Annotated in this window: 23 protein-coding genes; 18 read left to right on the top strand and 5 right to left on the bottom strand. The window is 43.5% G+C overall.

The features are described 5' to 3' along the window. The first annotated feature begins 39 nt into the window (after window positions 1-39). The 13 genes from G589_RS0102315 (at window position 40) to sigH (ending at window position 12,125) form a co-directional block, all read left to right on the top strand. Window positions 40-2,484 (top strand): hypothetical protein, encoded by a 2,445-nt coding sequence (locus G589_RS0102315; protein ID WP_026520951.1) that lies wholly within the window; start codon window positions 40-42, stop codon window positions 2,482-2,484. Window positions 2,485-2,563: 79 nt separating this feature from the next. After that, window positions 2,564-4,393: an EAL domain-containing protein gene (locus tag G589_RS0102310; protein WP_026520950.1), complete on the top strand. Its 1,830-nt coding sequence runs from the start codon at window positions 2,564-2,566 to the stop codon at window positions 4,391-4,393. Continuing rightward, window positions 4,390-4,827, top strand: coding sequence for a hypothetical protein (locus G589_RS0102305; protein ID WP_026520949.1), 438 nt, complete (start codon window positions 4,390-4,392; stop codon window positions 4,825-4,827). The genes G589_RS0102310 and G589_RS0102305 overlap by 4 nt, the downstream gene beginning before the upstream one ends. A gap of 11 nt (window positions 4,828-4,838) precedes the next feature. Continuing rightward, entirely contained in the window at window positions 4,839-5,405 is a 567-nt protein-coding gene (locus G589_RS0102300) for a GNAT family N-acetyltransferase (RefSeq protein ID WP_026520948.1), read from the top strand. 106 nt (window positions 5,406-5,511) lie between these two features. Further along, complete coding sequence (locus tag G589_RS0102295; RefSeq protein WP_026520947.1) at window positions 5,512-6,030, top strand: CarD family transcriptional regulator; 519 nt, start codon at window positions 5,512-5,514, stop codon at window positions 6,028-6,030. Between the two features lie 54 nt (window positions 6,031-6,084). Next, window positions 6,085-7,266: an alanyl-tRNA editing protein gene (locus G589_RS0102290; RefSeq protein ID WP_026520946.1), complete on the top strand. Its 1,182-nt coding sequence runs from the start codon at window positions 6,085-6,087 to the stop codon at window positions 7,264-7,266. Window positions 7,267-7,300: 34 nt separating this feature from the next. After that, window positions 7,301-8,029, top strand: a complete 729-nt coding sequence (locus G589_RS0102285; protein WP_026520945.1) for an AzlC family ABC transporter permease — start codon at window positions 7,301-7,303, stop codon at window positions 8,027-8,029. Further along, on the top strand, window positions 8,026-8,331 hold the full coding sequence (locus G589_RS0102280; protein WP_026520944.1) for an AzlD domain-containing protein: 306 nt from the start codon (window positions 8,026-8,028) through the stop codon (window positions 8,329-8,331). The genes G589_RS0102285 and G589_RS0102280 overlap by 4 nt, the downstream gene beginning before the upstream one ends. 33 nt (window positions 8,332-8,364) lie before the next feature. Next, window positions 8,365-8,868, top strand: a complete 504-nt coding sequence (ispF, locus tag G589_RS18585) for a 2-C-methyl-D-erythritol 2,4-cyclodiphosphate synthase (protein ID WP_022767394.1) — start codon at window positions 8,365-8,367, stop codon at window positions 8,866-8,868. Further along, window positions 8,861-10,291, top strand: a complete 1,431-nt coding sequence (cysS, locus tag G589_RS0102270; RefSeq protein ID WP_026520943.1) for a cysteine--tRNA ligase — start codon at window positions 8,861-8,863, stop codon at window positions 10,289-10,291. The genes ispF and cysS overlap by 8 nt, the downstream gene beginning before the upstream one ends. Then, on the top strand, window positions 10,276-10,710 hold the full coding sequence (locus tag G589_RS0102265; protein ID WP_026520942.1) for a Mini-ribonuclease 3: 435 nt from the start codon (window positions 10,276-10,278) through the stop codon (window positions 10,708-10,710). Before cysS ends, G589_RS0102265 begins: the two co-directional genes overlap by 16 nt. A gap of 20 nt (window positions 10,711-10,730) precedes the next feature. Further along, the gene (rlmB, locus tag G589_RS0102260; protein ID WP_022767391.1) at window positions 10,731-11,486 is read left to right on the top strand and encodes a 23S rRNA (guanosine(2251)-2'-O)-methyltransferase RlmB; all 756 of its coding nucleotides are present in this window, start codon (window positions 10,731-10,733) and stop codon (window positions 11,484-11,486) included. A gap of 9 nt (window positions 11,487-11,495) precedes the next feature. Next, window positions 11,496-12,125 (top strand): RNA polymerase sporulation sigma factor SigH, encoded by a 630-nt coding sequence (sigH, locus tag G589_RS0102255; protein ID WP_026518741.1) that lies wholly within the window; start codon window positions 11,496-11,498, stop codon window positions 12,123-12,125. On the opposite strand, the gene G589_RS0102250 is transcribed toward sigH, so the two are convergent. Then, window positions 12,122-13,276, bottom strand: coding sequence for a hypothetical protein (locus G589_RS0102250; RefSeq protein WP_026520941.1), 1,155 nt, complete (start codon window positions 13,274-13,276; stop codon window positions 12,122-12,124). The genes sigH and G589_RS0102250 overlap by 4 nt on opposite strands. Before the next feature lie 269 nt (window positions 13,277-13,545). On the opposite strand from G589_RS0102250, the gene rpmE reads away from it, so the two are divergent. The 5 genes from rpmE to G589_RS18580 all read left to right on the top strand — a co-directional run bounded on the left by rpmE (window position 13,546) and on the right by G589_RS18580 (window position 17,280). Next, on the top strand, window positions 13,546-13,752 hold the full coding sequence (gene rpmE / locus G589_RS0102245) for a 50S ribosomal protein L31 (protein ID WP_022765874.1): 207 nt from the start codon (window positions 13,546-13,548) through the stop codon (window positions 13,750-13,752). A gap of 82 nt (window positions 13,753-13,834) precedes the next feature. Further along, a complete protein-coding gene (locus G589_RS0102240; RefSeq protein WP_026520940.1) occupies window positions 13,835-14,842 on the top strand; it encodes a DUF1385 domain-containing protein in 1,008 nt (335 codons plus the stop codon). 6 nt (window positions 14,843-14,848) lie between these two features. Further along, window positions 14,849-15,688, top strand: coding sequence for a peptide chain release factor N(5)-glutamine methyltransferase (gene prmC, locus G589_RS0102235; protein ID WP_026520939.1), 840 nt, complete (start codon window positions 14,849-14,851; stop codon window positions 15,686-15,688). Between the two features lie 51 nt (window positions 15,689-15,739). Next, the gene (gene prfA / locus G589_RS0102230) at window positions 15,740-16,810 is read left to right on the top strand and encodes a peptide chain release factor 1 (protein WP_026520938.1); all 1,071 of its coding nucleotides are present in this window, start codon (window positions 15,740-15,742) and stop codon (window positions 16,808-16,810) included. Window positions 16,811-16,920: 110 nt separating this feature from the next. Continuing rightward, a complete protein-coding gene (locus tag G589_RS18580; RefSeq protein WP_022767385.1) occupies window positions 16,921-17,280 on the top strand; it encodes an Hpt domain-containing protein in 360 nt (119 codons plus the stop codon). Window positions 17,281-17,289: 9 nt separating this feature from the next. On the opposite strand, the gene G589_RS0102220 is transcribed toward G589_RS18580, so the two are convergent. The 4 genes from G589_RS0102220 to G589_RS0102205 are packed head-to-tail and all read right to left on the bottom strand — an operon-like array spanning window position 17,290 to window position 20,085. Further along, window positions 17,290-17,787 (bottom strand): DUF5721 family protein, encoded by a 498-nt coding sequence (locus G589_RS0102220; protein WP_026520937.1) that lies wholly within the window; start codon window positions 17,785-17,787, stop codon window positions 17,290-17,292. Window positions 17,788-17,811: 24 nt separating this feature from the next. Beyond that, window positions 17,812-18,552, bottom strand: a complete 741-nt coding sequence (locus G589_RS0102215; RefSeq protein WP_026520936.1) for a LytR/AlgR family response regulator transcription factor — start codon at window positions 18,550-18,552, stop codon at window positions 17,812-17,814. Between the two features lie 12 nt (window positions 18,553-18,564). Beyond that, on the bottom strand, window positions 18,565-18,858 hold the full coding sequence (locus tag G589_RS0102210) for a DUF1294 domain-containing protein (RefSeq protein ID WP_022767382.1): 294 nt from the start codon (window positions 18,856-18,858) through the stop codon (window positions 18,565-18,567). Window positions 18,859-18,861: 3 nt separating this feature from the next. Then, on the bottom strand, window positions 18,862-20,085 hold the full coding sequence (locus tag G589_RS0102205; RefSeq protein WP_022767381.1) for an argininosuccinate synthase: 1,224 nt from the start codon (window positions 20,083-20,085) through the stop codon (window positions 18,862-18,864). Between the last annotated feature and the right edge of the window lie 152 nt (window positions 20,086-20,237).

The following is a 20,237-nucleotide window of genomic DNA, read 5'->3' as shown; positions in this document are numbered from 1 at the left end:
TCCTATAGCAAACAACAATAAAACTACGGGGATGAAATAATGAAAATATATTTTGACAAGCTTTACAAGGATGACAGAAAAAAGGAACTATGCGGTCTTTGTGTGCCTTTTGAAAAAGGCTTATTAAAAGCGTCTTCTGCAGATGCGCTTACTATCTTAGATGGAGACAGACCCCTTCCTGTTCAGGTCGAAGTGACCTCGAAATGGGATGATGGGTCTGTTCGTTTTGCATATCTTTATTTTCTCGCTGATCTTCCGGGGAATGATAAAAAAGAATTTGAACTGGTAACAGACTCTGATTTAAGGCCCGAGTATTCGGAAACGGTTGATATTATTGAAAATCCTGAAGATATAAGCGTTTCAAACGGAGTAATAAAACTCTGTGTCAGAAATAATTCCGAAAAACTTTTCGAAGAATTTGAATACTCCGATAGGTCTTTTGACAAAGAGCAGTTCATCGGACCTTTCGTAACAGTATCAGGTCAAAGGCTGAAAACCGTATTTGATAAATGGACAGTTGCCAAGAAAGGCAAGCTCTTCTCAGTCATAGAAGGCAGTGGAAGATGTCTTCCGACTGATGAAAAGACCTTTTCCGGTGAGGGAATACATTTCGAAATGAGGCTGTCTATAACCGCCGGAAAACCCTGGATTGACACGGACTTCAGGTTCATAAACTGCACCGATGGAAATATAAAACCGGATGATATTGTATTTGCAATAAAGTCATCCGCAGGAGCGGATATTGATCTTTCAAGCCCTGCCATAGGCAATATGATAGTTGATTCAACAGGATGTGGTGATACAAAGAAAACTTCTGTATCAGGTGATATTGTCACAACCACAGGAATTAAGGAACTTCCCAAATATGACTTTGGAACAGAAGGTTCTGCAGCGACAGAAGCTGTAAGAACAATTACAGGAAAGTCCAATTACAGAACTGAGTTTAAGATTTCTTTCTCCGCATCACAGGTGGAGAATACCATTATTGCCGAAATGCTTGAAAAAGAGGCTAATGAGCACTTCGCAGAAGTACTCTACGGAACGTTTTTTGCTGATTATACCGACAAGTCAAAGGACGTAGGAGTCTGTGCTACAGTTTTTCAGGCGTTCCAGAATTTCCCCAAGGCTGTAAAGGCCGATAAAAACGGTGTTGTGGTATATATCATTCCTGATCAGAACGAAAACAGCAAAGTTTCCAAGGCAGAACCTGTAGTATTTACTTCAGGAATGGCAAGGGAGACGAGATTTCTTTTACACTTCCATGATGCTAAGGAGCCAATATATGAGCTTGATAACAGGAGCCTTATTTACCAAATGCCCGACAGACCTTATATTGCACCTGATGAGTTTGAGAAAGCAAAGGTATTTCCTAAGGTCTTTTTACCAAGGGATAAACAAAACGATGATGTTGAGATAGCCCTTATTGAGAAGGCAGATTCCCATGCAAGGTGCTACGGAATGCTTAATTTCGGCGATGCGCCGGATCCCGGATATACAGCTCAGGGAAGAGGTGGCGGAAATCTTGTTTGGACCAATAATGAGTATGACTATCCCCATGCGATGTACATGATGTATGCAAGGACAGGCATTCGAAGGTTCCTTGATTACGCAAATGTGGCAGCGTCTCACTGGATGGATGTTGATGTCTGCCATTACAGCACTGATCCTCTTAGAATGGGCGGACAGTGGGAACACACAAGAAAGCACACCGGAGGCTCCGAAGAAGGAAGGGGCTGCAAGGGAGAGATGGTCTGCAGTCATGAGTGGGTAGAGGGTCTTCTTGATTTCTATCACTTTACCGGCGATGAAAGGGCGCTAAGCACTGCTCTTGGCATTGGCGAGAATGTATTAAGACTCCTTGATACGCCTATGTATCAGGTTCCGGGTGAAGCAAGCGCCAGAGAGACCGGATGGGCCCTTAGGACGCTGACAGCTCTTTTCATCGAAACGGGTGATAGGAAATGGGTAGATAAATGCGAGTGGATAGTATCACAGTTCGCTGCCTGGAATGACAGGTATGGCAAGTGGCTCTCACCCTATATGGACAACACCACAATAAGAGTTGGATTTATGATATCCGTTGCCCTTGGATCTCTTATGCGTTATTACAGAGTGTTCCCTTCTGAAGAATTAAAGAAGATGATGCTTGATGCCATAGATGACCTGACGGAAAACTTTATGACGCCCCAGGGGCTGTTCTACTACAAGGAGCTGCCAAGCCTTTCACGAAACGGCACAAACACACTCCTTTTGGAGGCTATGGCCATAGGGTATGAACTTACGCAGGATAAGAGATATCTTGATTACGGTAAAAAAACCTTTGAAAGGGCCATAGATGTTTCGCCTGCCTCGGTCGGAGGCAAGAAGATTGTAGAGGATGCGGTCATTGTCGGAAGCGGACCAACCAAGAATTTTGCTCAGAGCTTTTTGCCGATAACAAGCTATTACGTGCAACTTGCACTTGCAAACGGAACTGTATTATAATCAGTTTATGGAAATACGTACACCTATTGTTGCAATATTGGTATTATCCATATTGATCATTGTATACCTGAGGCGGAACATGCCTCGGGTATTTTCTACGCGCGTTTTTTTCATCTTTCTGGTGGTGGCGTACATAAATGTTCTCGGAGATATCATTCAGAGCGCTGTCTTTGATTATCTTGATAACACCTTTTCTTCGCTGAGAGGCATTTCTCAGATTATCTATGTTGGGACCCTTATAATATGCGCTTTTGTCATGGCACTTTATGTCTACGCCAAAATATTGCACGGTAAAAAGGCATCTCCCATCATTATCGGACTGATCGCAGCTCCGGGAGTCTTAGGACTTATTTCGCTTTTATTTGGCAGAGTTAATTATACCGTCACCGAATCCGGGCAATATTACAACGTTGGATTTGTTGTACTCCTTTGTTATTTCATAGGATTTCTTTATATATTCGGAACCATGCTCCTGTCGATCACATTCAGGGACAGGCTCAGAAAAGACGATGCATTGGCTATTACCGCAGGCCTTTTGGCATGGGCGATTCTTGCATTCTTCCAGTTCAAGTTCCATGGATATCAGGTATCATCCATAGCTATAATGCTGATGGCTCTGATACTGTTTCTATCAAGCGAAAACCCGAGAGAGTACTATGAAAAGGATATTCCCGGTGTAAAGAATGAAGATGCTTTTGATCTGGTCATTACAGAGAGATTTGGACTTAGCAAGAGCTTTTTTATAGTATCGGTCATATTTACAGGAAAGACTATGATCCTTAATGGAGAAGACAGAAAGAAACTCTACTCTCTTCAGGGAGAAATAGCCAAGATGGCTGAGGAAGCTACAAAAGAGAGCTCGTACTTATCAAGCTGGAATACTCTCTCTTACATTATTGAGAATCCGGAAAGCGTAGAGAAGCTGATGTCACTGATAAACAACTACAAAGATGACAGTGGCAGCTACAAACTGACATACGCGGTGCTTGAAGTCCCTAAACACACTAAAAAGGCAGATGAAGCGCTACAGATCCTGCGCTACGTATCAGGCGAATACATATATACTCACTATTCACCGAATCTGGTCATTGATAACAAGATCATCGACAAGATGGTTTACAGGAATACCATCGAAGATGTTGTCAGAGCAGCAGTTAAGGATAAAGCCTTTGAAGTATACTATCAGCCAATCCTGAGTGTTAAGGAAGGCAAATTTATCTCAACCGAGGCGCTGGTAAGGCTTAAAAGAGCTGACAGCGATAACTACATATCTCCCGAGGATTTCATTCCCATTGCCGAGAAATGCGGGCTTATACAGGAAATTGATGATCTGGTATTTGAGAAGGTATGTTCATTCATCGCAAGAGAAAACCTATCCAGCTACGGGATCAGGAAGGTTGAGGTTAATCTTTCCGGAAATGAAGTGGTTGACAGAAAGACCTATGCAAGGCTTATCGGTAAGATGGAAAAATACCATATACCTGCCAAGATGATAAACTTCGAGATCACTGAAACAGCCTATATCAACAATGATGATGCATTCAAGCATAATGTTCAAAAGCTTAAAGAACTTGGAAGTACATTCTCCATGGATGACTTTGGCTCAGGCTATTCCAATCTTTTGGAGCTCCTGAAAATGGATTACGTCATGGTCAAGATGGACAAAGAGTTTATCTGGAATTGTATGGACCTTGATAAGCCTGAGAATATGAGGATGCTTGAATACTCCATAAATTTCTTAAAGGACTATGGACTTCACGTTCTTGCCGAGGGTGTAGAAACCATAGAACAGGCTAAAACTTTAATAGAAAAAGGTGTAGAATATTTACAGGGATTCTACTATTCGAGACCTTTACCCGAAAATGAGTACATTGAGTTTCTGAAGGCACAGAAAGGAGACAGGCTATGAACGAAGCCCTATACGATGCAGTTTTTTGTTACGGTGAAAACAAGGTTGACCCATTTGCCAAATGCTATGTGGATTTTGACAGGATCATATCGGATATGAAGCTGGTCGGATATGAGCTGAATTCATTTAACATTGTCCATCAGATCATGCTTGAACAGCTTGATGACCTTATCAGGACCAAGGGTAAGGCAATCGAGGAGTCTATGGATCTTGATAACAGAGATGCATACTGCAGGGAGAAATTTGGGCTTTCCTTCAAGGATATTGACGCCCTTGATCCTACCAATGATATCGAATGGGACATTAAGAGCGGACAGGTTATCTTTTATCTTAAGCCTGAGGCAAAACACAAAGAAGAGGCGTACTTCATATTCTTTAAGAAAAACCTCGACCAGTTTATAAACAGGACAGGCTTTAATTATATGAGTCTGTAACAGGGATAGTTATGATACTGGAAACGAAGCGTTTGATACTTAGAGGCTGGAGAGATGAAGATGCTCCCAGCCTCTTTAATTATGCAAAAGATGACAGGGTAGGTCCTGTTGCCGGTTGGCTTCCCCATAAGGATGAGGCCTATTCAAGGGCTGTGATCAGGACCATTCTCTCAGGGGATGAGACCTATGCCATCTGCCTTAAAGAGAGGAACAACGAACCCATTGGCAGTATTGGACTGACTTTAGAAGGAAGTCCCGAAAGGCCCCTGGAGGAAGGGGCGGCTGAGCTTGGATACTGGGTCGGAGTTCCCTTCTGGGGCATGGGAATAGCTCCTGAGGCTGCTGAAATACTTATAAAAAGAGGCTTTGCAGACCTTGGACTTGAGAGGATCTACGCAGGGTACTTTCTTGGCAACAACAGGTCAAAAAGAGTTCAGGAAAAATGCGGTTTTATATACCACCATACCAATGCAAAGTCCCGTGTCATCATGCTTGGCGAGACCCGTGTTGAGTGTATCAATTGTCTGACAAGGGATAGCTGGGAATCAGGTTATAAGTCACAAAAAAAACATAATTAATTCAAATTTAAATATTACAAAAAACGTAATATTGTGCTATAATTTACGTACTGGCGGCGTGAAAACGCTTACAGTATGCGGTCTGAAAAAAACAAGGAGGAACACGATGTTAAATATTGGAGAGTGCGTTATTTATGGCAGCCATGGTTTATGCAGCGTACGTGATATTCTTGTTCCGTCTTTCCTTGAGAGAGGGAAGGAGAAGGAGTATTACCAGATGGTTTCAGCGGTAGATGCGGGAAGTGTGCTGTATGTTCCTGTCGAAGGTGCTGAGAGCAAGATCCGTGATGTGATAAGCGCCGATGGTGCAGAAGAGCTCATTGATGAGATTGAATATGCTCCTGAAATTGAGCTTCCTGAAGGTAAAAAGGCTGAGCCGGTTATTTCCGAAGTTATTAAACGCAACATGGTAGATGAGATGATGAGTCTTGTTAAGACCCTTCACAAGATCAAAGCCATTCGCCTTTCAGAAGGCAAGAAATTTGCTTCACTTAACGAGAGATACTTAAACATTGCTGAAAAACTTTTGTATACGGAATTAGCGTTCTCACTTAAAGTTGAGAAGGATGACATAAAGAAAAGAGTTTTTGAAGAGCTTTCACAGTTACCACTTGAGACTGCATAATGCAGTCTCTTTTTTTTTGCATGTTTATGGGCAAGGCAGGGCAAATGTGTTACAATGTGTTCTATGGTTAAAACAGAGGAACTTTATTATCAGGATGCATATTTGAAGGAGTTTGAAGGGAAGGTCTTATCCTGTGAAAAGGGAAAAGGTGATTCCTTTTTAGTGGTGCTCGATAGAACAGCTTTTTTCCCGGAACAGGGAGGACAGAGTTCTGATATCGGGTCTATTTCTGATGCAGTAGTTACTCACGTCAGTATTACAGACGGGATAATAACTCATGTAACTGACAGGGAGCTGCCTGTAGGAGAGTGTGTAAAGGGCATAATTGACTTTGACCACAGATTCAGCAATATGCAGCAGCACACAGGAGAACACATCTTCTCCGGAATCGTTAATTCAAAATTCGGCTATGACAACGTCGGCTTTCACCTCAGTGACTCAGAGGTCACCATGGACTACAACGGAGTCCTTAGTGATGACGATATTCATGAAATAGAAGCTTTGGTGAACCGGGCAATCTGGGAGAACGTTGAAGTTAAGTGCGAATTCCCGGCAAAAGAGATCCTGGATGGCCTTCAGTACAGAAGTAAGAAGGAACTTACCGGCGATGTGAGAATTGTCACTGTGACAGGCTACGATACCTGCGCCTGCTGTGCACCACACGTTGCAAGAACAGGAGAAATTGGACTTTTAAAGGTTGTCAGCTGTCAGAATTACAAAGGCGGAGTCCGTGTAAGTATTTTATGCGGTAAAAGAGCTCTTGAATACATAAATGATCAGCTACAGGTTGTAGGGCAGCTCACAGGTCTTTTGACAACCGGTTATGATCGTATTGTGTCTTCTGTAAAAAAGCTTTCGGATGAAAACTACGCTTTGAAGGGCGAACTCTCAGATTGTAGAGAAAAGCTCATAGAGTATGAACTTGACAGCATAGATAAAAACAAAGAAAATGTCTTTTTAAAGAAAGAGGCAGGGCTTGACGGAAATCTTATGAGAAAGGTTGTCAATGCGCTGATCGAGACTCGCAGCGGTTATTGCGGAGTATTCTCCGGAGATGATAATGCGGGTTATAAATACATAATCGCTACAAAGGGTGAAGGAAAGGATCTAAAAGCCCTTCAGAACATGCTTAGAGAAGAGTTCGGTGCCAAGGGCGGCGGAAGCAGCGCCATGGTGCAAGGCAGCATGGGTCCTGTAAATGTAGCGGATGTTATTAAAAAATGTGAGTCATTCTGAAGACTTTTCGTCAGGGTGAATCAGGGGAATGAGTATGAAAGTTGGGACTTTTAAGGACTTCAAGGAAGGATGCAGAGATGCTTTGCCAATCTGTCTCGGATATATGGCTGTGTCTTTTGCCTTCGGAATTGAAGCTTCAAAAATAGGAATGAGTGTATTTCAGGCCGCTATGACGTCACTTCTTAATGTGACCAGTGCCGGTCAGTTCTCCGCACTGGAGATCATAGCCAGAAACGGAAGCTTTATAGAGCTGGCAATTCTGCAGTTTATCATCAACCTCAGATATATGCTTATGAGCTGTGCCCTTTCACAGAAGCTCGATCCTGAGCTGGGAACGGGTCACAGAATGGGAATCTCTTATGGTGTGACCGATGAGATCTTTGGTGTGAGCGTTCTTAGAAAGGGACGACTCTATCCGGCATATTCCTATGGACTTATAGTCACATCAGTATTTGGCTGGGTTCTTGGAACATCACTCGGTGCTTTTTCCGGACAGATCATGCCGGAGAGGCTTATAAGCTGCCTCGGACTTGCCATTTACGGTATGTTTATTGCGATAATCATTCCTGATACCAGAACCAGCAAGGCTGTTATGGCTGTTGTTCTTTCAGCAATGGCGCTCAGCACGGTATTTACTTATGCGCCTATCCTTGGAACGGCCATTTCATCAGGCTTCAGGATCATTATAATAACAGTTGTTGCTGCTGCAGCTGCTGCATTTCTTGCACCTGTTTCGGATGAGAACGGAGGTGACAAGGAATGAGCAGAGTATATCTTTACATCATACTAATGGCTGTGGTTACTTATCTGATAAGAGCGCTTCCTCTTACCCTTATCAGAAAAGAGATAAAGAGCAGGTTCATAAAGTCGTTTTTGTACTATGTTCCCTATGCTACACTGGCAGCAATGACATTCCCGGCAATTCTTAGCGCGACAGATTATGTTCTTTCATCTGTTATCGGATTTGCTGTGGCACTGGTTCTTGCTTTCAATAAAAAGAGCCTTCTTACTGTTGCGGCTTTTTCCTGTGCAGCGGCCTTTATAGTTGAGCTTTTTTTGCACTGATAATTGATTTTTTATAATGAAAGGGATATTGCTATGCGCGTTGGAATGGGATACGATGTTCATAAGCTTGTAGAAGGAAGAGACCTTATAATAGGCGGAGTTAAGATTCCTTATGAAAAAGGGCTTCTTGGACACTCTGATGCAGATGTTCTTCTTCATGCTATAATGGATGCACTTCTTGGAGCAGCAGCTCTTGGAGATATCGGGAAACACTTCCCCGATACGGATCCTAAATACAAGGGAGCTGATTCTTTGGACCTTCTAAAAGAGGTTTACAAGCTCCTTGATAAAAATGACTATGTTGTGGAGAATATCGATGCCACAATAATAGCTCAGGCACCCAAGATGAGACCTCACATAGATGAGATGAGAATTAATATAGCACATGCTCTTCGAATCGAAATGTCACAGGTTAACGTTAAGGCGACAACTGAAGAGGGACTCGGCTTTACCGGAACCGGAGAAGGAATTTCATCTCAGGCGATATGTCTTTTAACAAATAAAATTTATACCTGCAAGGAGCACAGCAATGAGTAACGATTTCAGATTTTACAATTCACTAACAAGAAAAGTGGACGAGTTCGTTCCAAATGAAGAAGGAAAGGTGTCAATGTACACCTGTGGACCTACCGTTTACCACTATGCACATATCGGAAATATCAGAACCTATATCATGCAGGATGTTTTGGTCAAGGCACTGGAATATGCAGGATATGATGTTAAGCGTGTCATGAACATCACTGATGTAGGACATCTTTCATCCGATGCAGACACCGGTGAGGACAAGATGCTCGCAGGTGCCAAGAGAGAGCATAAGAGCGTAATGGAGATTGCCAAGTTCTATACAGATGCATTCTTCAAGGATTTTGATGCGGTTGGAAATAAGAAACCGGATGTTATTGAACCTGCAACAAACTGCATTCCCGAGTTTATTCACATGGTTGAAGTTCTTCTTGAGAAGGGTTATGCATATCAGGCAGGCGGAAATATCTACTTCGATACCAGTAAGCTCGATGATTACTACGTTTTCTCATCAGCCGTCGAGAAGGAAGCGCTTCAGATCGGTGTAAGAGATGACGTTGAAGAGGATTCAAACAAGAAGAACAAGACTGACTTTGTTCTGTGGTTTACAAAGTCCAAGTTTGAAGACCAGGCCCTTAAGTGGGAGAGCCCATGGGGCGTTGGATATCCCGGATGGCACATCGAGTGCTCATGCATTTCCATGAAGCACCTGGGTGAGAGACTTGATATTCACTGCGGTGGTGTTGATAACATGTTCCCTCACCACACCAATGAGATTGCCCAGTCTGAGAGCTATTTGGGACACAAGTGGTGCAACTACTGGTTCCACAGCAATCACTTAAATGACAGAGCCGGCAAGATGAGTAAGTCCAAGGGAGCTGTTCTTACAGTTTCAGTCCTTGCGGAAAAAGGCTATGATCCATTGGTTTACAGATTCTTCTGCCTCCAGTCTCACTATCGTAAGCCTCTTGAGTTCTCATTTGATGTTCTTGACAGCAATGTGGGAACTTACAATAAGCTTGTTAAGAGAGTTTCTGAGCTTAAGGCTGACGGCGCTGTTGATGAAAATGTTAAGAAGGAGTTTGAGGATAAGTTCAGGGAGGCTATTTCAGACGATCTGAATACTTCAATGGCTATAACAATCCTCTATGATGCTCTTAAAGCAGATACAAACGATGCTACTAAGCTTGCTCTTGTAGAGAGCTTTGACAAGGTTCTTTCTCTTGATCTTATCGGACATGCAAAGAGTCTTTTGGAGGACGCCGGCCCGGATGTAGATCCTGAGCTTCTTGAGTATATCAATGAGCAGATTCAGAAGAGAGCAGAAGCCAAGAAGGCCAAGGACTTTGCAACTGCTGATGCCATAAGAAATGAGCTTTTGGAAAAAGGCGTTGAGATCAAGGATACCCGTGAGGGAGTTAAATGGCAGCTGGTTTAAATGATTATATAAACGAGAAATTCGATATCACCTCCAAGGACATAAGGACATACTCACCCCTTACTCTGGCGTATATCGGTGATGCAGTCTATGACCTGGTGGTAAGGTCAGTCCTTGTAAACAGGGGCAATACTGCGGTCAACAACCTCCATAAGAGAGCAAGCGCTATTGTAAAAGCGCCCTCCCAGGCTGCGATTGTGGCTTCCATTATGGATGATCTGACCGATGAGGAAAAAGACATCTACAGAAGAGGCAGGAATTCCAAGCCCCACACAAAAGCCAAGAACGCATCTACAATAGAGTACCTTGAGGCTACAGGACTTGAGGCTGTTGTCGGATTCTTATATCTTAAGGGCGACATGGACAGAGCCTTAAACCTTATAAAGCTCGGACTTGAGCGCAATAGTCTTGAGCTGTGATCAATATTTGAGGAATTTAAATGGAAAAAGAAATACTGACTCCCAATGAGGAGAAAATCGAGGGCAGAAATGCCGTAATAGAAGCCTATAGATCAGGAAAGACCATAGACAAGATCTATATTCTTGACGGATGCCAGGATGGACCGGTATCCACCATCAGAAGAGAAGCCAAGAAACAGGGCTCACTTATAAAGTTTGTCAGCAGGGAGAGGCTTGACCAGATATCCGAAACCGGCAAGCATCAGGGCGTAATAGCTATAGCTGCAGCTTATAAGTACTCTGAGATGGAGGATATATTCGAGCTTGCAGAGGCAAGGAACGAGGATCCATTTGTTTTTGTTCTGGATGGAATCGAGGATCCTCACAATCTGGGGGCTATCATCAGAACAGCCAATCTCTCCGGTGCACACGGAGTTATCATTCCCAAGAACAGGGCAGTAGGCCTTACAGCTACAGTTGCCAAGGCTTCAGCGGGAGCATTAAACTACACTCCCGTTGTTAAGGTCACCAACATAGCTCAGACCATCGAAGACCTTAAGAAACGCGGCCTTTGGTTTGCCTGTGCCGACATGGACGGTACCACCATGTATAAGCTCAATTTAAAGGGTGCCATCGGACTTGTTATCGGCAATGAAGGCAGCGGAGTATCAAGACTTGTAAAAGAAAAGTGCGACATGATCGCATCTATCCCAATGAAGGGGGATATTGATTCACTTAACGCATCTGTTGCAGCAGGTGTGCTTGCTTTTGAGGTTGTAAGACAAAGACTTTCGTGAGGTCATTATATGAGCAAGGGAAAGTACAGCGATATTGATGATGAGCAGCTTATCGTCCGTATACATGACGGAGGTCAGGACGATATAACCGACTACATCATGAACAAATATAAGAACCTGGTCCGCAAAAAGGCTGCTTCCATGTACATCCTTGGCGCAGATAAGGATGATCTTATCCAGGAGGGTATGATAGGTCTTTTCAAGGCGGTCAGGGACTATGACTGCGGAAGAGATGCAAGCTTTGCCACCTTTGCGGAGCTTTGTATCTCAAGACAGATGTATTCTGCCATCAAATCCCTTTCAAGGAAAAAACATGCTCCCCTTAACAGCTACATATCTATATATGCCAGCAGAGAGGATGCTGAGCAGGGAAGTGAATCCATATTGGAGGAAGTACTGGAATCCGATGCAAATCTTATTCCGGAGCAGTACGTGATCGACCAGGAGAATCTTCAGGATCTTGAGGGAGAGATAGACAGAGAACTCAGCGACTTAGAGCGCCAGGTTTTGGACCTCTACATTACAGGCATGAGCGTAAAAGAAATCTCTGCAGTGCTCGGTAGGGATGAGAAGTCCACTGACAACGCAATGCAGAGAATTCGTAATAAACTAAAGAAATATCTTAAAAAGAAGGGTTAAGCAAAGGCATCAAAGCTCATTGATCCGCCACCTGAGCCATAGGCTGAGGGAACCGAAACGGTTATCGGCGTAGGAGAGCTTGATATGGCTGCAGCTCCGCTAAAGGCGGGAGTAGAAGATGCAGCTCCGGATAGTCCGGTGCCGGCGATGCCCTTTTTTTCGTATTTATCCATGATTGCCTTTAGATAATCACCGTCAGCCTTGGCGATATCTTTCATTTCCTTTGTACGGTGCTTTAATTTCAGCATCTTGAGGTCGTCTTCCGACATGTTTGGATCGGGAGCTGCCATGGTATTTGCCAGTTCATCCAGATCCAAAACCTCATCCATTTCTTCCATGGCATCCTGAACCATCTTCATCATTTCAGAGGTCATTTCTTCCATGGAATCCTTATTGTTTTCCATTACTTCTGCAATGGCGAGTTCCATCTCTTCTGAGAGTTCTTCCATTCTTGCAGCTGTTTCCTCCTGCATATCGGCCATCATCAGCTGCATTTCTTCGGCATAATCCTGCTCGGTGTATGCCTGATCCTCAGGGATTTCTTCCTCTATAGGCTCTTCCTCGAGGTCTTTTTCCTCTTCACGTTCTTCTTCCTTTTCCTCAAGAGCTGCCATGGCGCCGTTCTGACCGCGCTCTATCATCTCTTCCTGCTGAAGGTGAGCTACTTTCTTCTTGGCTATTCTCTCCATGGATTTGGCGTGCTCGATGGAAATCTGAAGTTCTTCTTCGTCATATTCGCCGCTGTTTCTAAGCCTTTTTAGGCGCTGAACTTCTCGCCTTGCTGCGGATGCTGCTTTCCTTGCACTTACGGAGGTTTTGCTTCTTACAATCTGGGAGGATATCTTTTTATAGCTGTACTGGAGCTTTTTCTTTTCCAGATTGGTTTCTTTTGCTTTGGCTCTTGATGCTCTTAAGGAATCAGCGTAGCTCTGACTCTGGCCTATTATTGAATTGTCTTTCTTTTGCTGGGTACGCTGCTGATATTCCAGTGATCTTACTGAAGTGGGAGAGCCTGAAGACTTATTGGAAGCGGACTTATTATTAGTAGGCGCACCAAAACCACGAGCCTGACCTGCCCAGGCATCTGCCTGCGTCTGGCCCCTGTCTCTGATGGAAGCGTATATTTGATTGGCGTTTATGCTAATACTCATACGCATCCTCCTTGATGCCTGTGGCTGAAAATCCTTTTCAGAGTTGCATAACCTTCCATATCATTTATCGTCATATATTATTAGAATCATTAGTCTTTTTTCAAAAAAGCCAGTAAATAAAAAATCCTTGCCATATACTCATTAGTGTGCTATATTTATATAGCTGTTGTAAAACAGTAAACGTGAACACATTGATGTCAGGTGCTTTTAGCGCTGACAACGTCTGTCGGAAACAGATGAAGTATTCAGATATAGTGAGGTGATAAGAAATGAGACAGGACATCCAGCCAGAATTCCATCAGGCAACAGTTACTTGCAACTGCGGTAACACATTTACAGTAGGATCAACAAAGAGCGAAATCCACGTAGAAATTTGCTCAAAGTGCCATCCTTTCTACACAGGAACTCAGAAGGCTACTGCTGCTCGTGGACGTATTGATAAGTTCAACAAGAAATACGGCATGGACAACAAGTAATATACAATTTGAGATCAAGAAACAAGTGAGGCCCAGGCATTTACGCCTTGGCCTCTTTTTCTTTAACAGGCGGTAAACTAAGATGAAGAGACGTAAGAGAAAGATTAGACACTATTCCGGAATAGGCGGACAGGCTGTTCTTGAAGGTGTAATGATGAAAAATAAGGATATGTACGCTGTTGCTGTCAGAAAGCCAAACGGTGAGATAGTGGTTGAGCATGATGAGTACCACGGCGTTGGATACGGCAGCAAGCTCCTTAGCATTCCTTTCGTAAGAGGAATCTTTGTATTTATTGATTCCCTTATCCTTGGACTTAAATCCCTTAATTACTCATCTTCATTCTATGAAGAGACCAATGAGAAGCCTACTAAGCTCGACGAGGAGATCGATAAGGTATCAAGCGGACATGAGGATACTTTCCTTATGGTATTTACAACGCTTTTATCATTTGCGTTTGCTATCGCGCTGTTTATGGTTCTTCCTTATGCGATTTCAGAGGTCATCTCCAAGTATGCGAGAAATGATTCACTGGTAGCAATCGTTGAGGGCGTTCTCAGGATCTTTATCTTTGTACTTTATATCCTTATAATATCAAGGATAAGAGATATAAAGAGACTTTTCATGTACCACGGGGCAGAGCATAAGTGCATCAACTGTATCGAAAAGGGCAGACCTCTTACAGTGAGCAATGTAAGAAAGAGCTCAAGACTTCACAAGAGATGCGGAAGCAGCTTCATGCTGTTTGTCATGCTCATCAGTATCATTCTGTTCTTCTTTATCAGGGTTGATTCCTATGTTTGGCGCGTGGCCATAAGGATACTTCTGATCCCGGTAATTTCCGGAATATCCTATGAGATCATAAGACTTGCCGGAAGAACAAACTTCTTCCTGGTTAAAATGATCTCTGCTCCGGGACTCTGGCTTCAGAGACTTACAACCAAGGAGCCTGATGATGACATGATAGAAGTTGCCATCAAGTCTGTTGAGGCAGTATTTGACTGGAAGGAATTCCTTTCTGATTCCTTTGGATACGAGATTGATGAGAGCTGGCTTGCTGATGATGATAAGGCAGATCAGGCAGCTGAGTAAATTATTATGAACTATCTAAATGCTTTCGAAAACGGAAAAGAAAAGCTTATGAGAGCCGGAGTAGACGAGTATGCACTTGATGCCCGGCTCCTTTTAGAATGTGTATGTTCTACCGACCACAGTACGCTCCTTGCTCATCCGGATAAAGAGCTTACGGAGGATGAAGAGTCCTTATATACCTCTTACATTGACAGAAGAGCAAACAGAGAGCCTGTTGCCTATATCCTTGGCAAATGGGATTTTATGGGACTGGAGTTTACGGTAAACAGTAACGTCCTTATCCCTGAGCAGGACAGCGAGTTTTTGGTTGAGGAAGCTCTAAGGCACTGCGAAGACGGTATGAAGGTCCTTGACCTGTGTACGGGTTCGGGCTGCATCGGTCTTAGTATCCTTAACTACACTAATGGAACAAGTGCTCACTGTACTGACATTTCAGAGGCTGCTCTTTTAGTGGCAAAAGAAAATGCGGATAGCCTTGGGCTATCTGACAGGTGTGAATTCGAGCAGACAGATCTTTTCCCAAAGAAGAATGATAAATTTGATATTGTGGTATCAAATCCGCCATATATAGCAACTAAAGTAATAGAGAGCCTTGCGCCTGAAGTTAAGGATCATGAGCCACGCCTTGCACTGGACGGAGATGAGGATGGCCTCCTATTCTACAGAAGGATTGCTGACAAGGCGGGAGAGTATCTCTTCTCCAGCGGATATCTCATACTGGAGATAGGCTACGATCAGGCAGAGGCGGTAACAGGTCTTTTGAAAGAAAACGGTAAGTACCACGATATAGAAGTGGTTAAGGATTTCTCCGGAAACGACAGAGTTGTGAAGGCTTGCTTTTATTAGCCGGGCATATTCTGGAAACTGTAACTATGATTGTTATCGGGAGAGATGAATATGTTTGACAGATTAGAAGATATTATCAGAAGATATGAAGATATAACCATGATGCTGGGCGACCCTTCAGTTGTTTCAGATCAGGAGAAATTCAGAAGCCTTATGAAGGAGCAGAAGTCCCTCGAGGCTCTGGTTGAATGCTACAAAGAATATAAGGACACCAAGCAGACCATCGAGGATTCTCTGCAGCTTCTTGATGAAGAGAGCGATCCTGAGATGAAGGAAATGCTAAGAGAAGAGCTCTCGGATGCCAAGGATAAGATTCCTGAGCTTGAGGAGAAGCTTAAGATACTTCTTCTTCCCAAGGACCCTAATGATGAGAAGAACGTTATCGTTGAGATAAGAGCAGGTGTCGGTGGAGATGAGGCTGCGCTGTTTGCTGCCGATATGTTCAGGCTCTATACAAGATATGCCGAGAGACGTGCCTGGAAGATAGAGACCATGAGCGTTGAAGATATAGGTATCGGTGGTATCAAGACCGTCAGCTTCATGATAAAGGGTGACGGAGCATACTCAAGACTAAAGTTTGAGAGTGGTGTTCACAGAGTTCAGAGAATTCCTACGACAGAGTCAGGCGGAAGAATCCATACCTCAGCCATAACCGTAGCTATCATGCCCGAAGTTGAGGACGTTGAAGTCGAGATCGATATGAATGATTGTAAGTTCGATGTTTTCAGGGCTTCAGGAAATGGTGGGCAGTGTGTAAATACCACGGATTCTGCCGTAAGACTTACTCACCTTCCTACAGGTATCGTAATTTCCTGCCAGGATGAGAAGAGCCAGCAGCAGAATAAAGCCAAGGCCTTAAAGGTGCTAAGGGCCAAGCTCTATGAGATGGAGCAGGAGAGAAAGCACAATGATGAGGCGCAGCTGCGTAAGAGCCAGGTTGGAAGCGGAGACAGATCAGAGAAGATAAGAACCTACAACTTCCATCAGGGAAGAGTAACTGATCACAGGATCGGACTTACTCTTTACAAGATAGATCAGATCATGGACGGAGATCTGGACGAGATCATCGACAGCCTTATCGCTGCGGATCAGGCAGAGAAGCTTGCCTCAGTTGAAGAATAATTAAAATTACATAAAAATGAGCCTTTTCGTTGATGTGAAAAACCAAATGTTGTAAAATTATTATATGTTACATCGTATGTTTGTCAGTATGACTACACGTATGGAGGCATATGGACGCTGGATTTAAGACTGAACTAATTGAATGGGGCGTAGACTGGAACGAGATACTGGACAGATTCATGGGAAATGAGGACCTCATTGCCAAGTTCATGTTCAAGTTTTTAAATGACCAGAGCATGAATGATCTTACGAAGTATTTGGATGAAGGTAACGTTTCAGAGGCATTTAAAGCTGTTCATACGCTCAAGGGCGTAGGAGCTAACCTGGGACTTAAAGGTTTCCTTACTCCGGTATGCGAACTGACTGAGATATTGAGAGCCGGTTCCATGGATGGTTATCAGGAAAAGTACGACCAGATAAAGCCAAAGTATGATGCGCTGATAGGTATTTTGCAAAAGTATCAGGCATAAAAAAGCAGATCATAGAAGATCTGCCTCAATACCGTTTGATTCTAAAAAGCTTGGGATGTATTCGTCCCAGGCTTTTTCTGCGCTTTTATCCAGGGTAAAGATGTTGTAGCTTACGCCTGTGGTGATGATCACCTCGCCCTGGGAGAATCTTAGATTTATACCAAGGGATATCTGATCCGGAGAAATATCCATATCAGCATTTTGTAAGAGCGTGAGTTTATCAGAATCGCTTAGGTGTAATATGAACTTGAAACTAAGTGGCGTATGCTTTCCCTTTATAAGGCTAAGAGCGATGGGACGGATCTTGGCCCAATTTGAAAATTCATTATTTAAAGCCCCTTCAGCCTCTTCTGAGTCTTTGTAGAATTCCTTATGAATCCTTCCGTCTATAGTAAAGGTATTAAAGGTATCTATGGTGACTTCTTCAACGAGAAAGCTGTCAAACAGCTCAGTTGTCAGAAGCTTGGCCATGAAGTTTTTCTGCTGCTTAATCTTTAGTGCTATCAAATCTTTTTAAATCCCCCAAAAGAATTAACTACTTAAATTCCCGCTTTCCTTGGCATATTGCCTTGCCTTACTGATGGCGCTTCTGTAGGTAAAGGAAACAGGAAGAGTCATGTCGTTGTCCATGGTGACCTTACCAAAGGACGTCTTCTTAACGTGATTGACATTTACAAGGCCGTTGTCATTTACAGGGCAGATCTGCGGGAAGATATTGCACTGATCATAGAAGTTTACTATGTCATCGAGAACGCAGGCTACGCGGTTTCCTGTGAGATGAACTTCAAGTTCGGAGCGGACTCTTTTGACACAGATGATATCGTCCCCATGGGCATAGATGGTCTCATCTTTGCCACGAAGTTCTATGGAAGGCTCGCCGTTTACAGCAAGCTCTGCAATCTTATCAACGATGGCAGTTATTTCAGCCACTTTGATAGGCTTTTCAAGAAACATGATGTTAGAAGCTGTGATGCCTTCTTTTTCCACCAGGGCTTTGTAGTCGATGGTGGAAGAGCACATTACGATGGGACTCTCGATACCTGCGTAGAGAAGCATCTTCAGGATATTAAAGCCGTTGCACTCATCATCATGCATATCGACAAAAAGACCCTGGTACATCTGAGGATTCTGCATGAAGGCCTCGACGTTACCAAAGGAATCGATCCAGATTCTCTCTCCGGTCTCCTTAAAATATCTGTCGGACTGGCGTCCCAAAAGGCGCTCTGTCTGCTTTCTGTCAGCTATATTGTCATCACAAACGGCTATATGCATAGGATACCTCCTTTACATAAAGTTAAATTCTATCGGACTAAAATAAAGAAGAACTACAAGTGCAATCTGTAATATAAGTATTATAGGCATTCCAAAGAGAAAATACCAATGCTTGGTCTTGTGCCTGAAAAGGTGCATGCCAAGGATGCTTCCGATACTTCCTCCAAGAATTGCGATAGCAAAAAGGGTCGCTTCCGGGATACGAAAGGCGCTGCGTATTGCGCGCCTTTTGTCGATTCCCATGAAAGCGAACCCTAAAATGTTAAGTATTAGCAGATATATTCCAAGAATAAAGATGGTCTTCATTAATTATTTGTTCTTTTCAACTTCCTGCATCTTCATAGCACGAACCTTGCATGATAAGCCAAAGAGATTGATGAAGCCCTCTGCATCGTGGTGGTCGTAAAGATCACCTGTCTTGAAGGAAGCGATGCTCTCGTTGTAGAGAGAGTAAGGTGACTTTGTACCAGCCTTGATGATGTTGCCCTTGTAGAGCTTGAATGTAACTTCTCCGGTTACATACTTCTGAGTTGACTCAATGAATGCCTGCTCGGCCTCGCGAAGAGGAGTGAACCATTTCCCTTCATATACTAGATCGGCAAACTTGTTGCCCATATCTTTCTTCATTGTATAGGTATCGCGATCCAAAATCAACTCTTCAAGCTGCTGATGAGCCTCATAGAGAATGGTTCCACCGGGTGTCTCATATACGCCGCGGGACTTCATTCCAACTACACGGTTCTCTACGATATCTACGATACCGATGCCGTTCTCACCGCCAAGCTTATTGAGGGTGCGGATGATATCGGAGACCTTCATCTCTTTTCCGTTAACTGACTTGGGAACTCCGCCCTCGAAAGTCATGGTAACGGTTGTAGGTGTATCGGGTGCATCCTCAGGTGTCTTACCAAGAACGAGGAGATGCTTGTAGTTAGGCTCAAGTGAAGGATCCTCAAGCTCAAGTCCCTCATGAGAGATGTGCCAGAGGTTTCTGTCACGGCTGTAGCTGGAGTCTGCAGAGAATGGAAGATTGATGCCATGAGCCTTGCAGTATGCGATCTCAGATTCACGTGAATCCATTGTCCACTTATCATTTCTCCATGCAGCGATAATCTTGATGTCAGGAGCAAGAGCCTTGATACCAAGCTCGAAACGGATCTGATCGTTACCCTTACCGGTAGCACCGTGGCAGATTGCAACAGCGCCTTCTTTTCTTGCAATCTCAACAAGCTTCTTGGCGATCAGTGGACGAGCCATTGATGTACCGAGCAGATACTTGTTCTCGTAAACAGCGTGAGCCATTACGCAGGGAACGATATATTCGTCACAGAATTCATCTACAACGTCAAGGACATAGAGTTTGCTGGCTCCACAGCTGATAGCTCTTTCCTCAAGACCGTCAAGTTCCTCTTCCTGTCCGCAGTCGATGCAGACACAAACAACTTCGTAATCAAAGTTCTCTTTAAGCCACGGGATGATAGCAGTAGTATCAAGTCCGCCTGAGTATGCGAGAATAACCTTTTCTTTTGCCATTGAAACACTCCTCAACTTTCTTAGTATGTTATAATTATTGTTGCTCGTTGGATATAAATATAAACCCTCGATGCATAAAATGCAACACTAAATTGCATAAATATTTAAAAATCTTTCCTTTTCTGCATAAATATTTAAATTTCTATTGCATT

This window comes from Butyrivibrio sp. VCB2001, assembly GCF_000423965.1.
Classification (GTDB): domain Bacteria; phylum Bacillota; class Clostridia; order Lachnospirales; family Lachnospiraceae; genus Butyrivibrio.
This window is presented reverse-complemented; position numbering and strand designations above follow the sequence as displayed.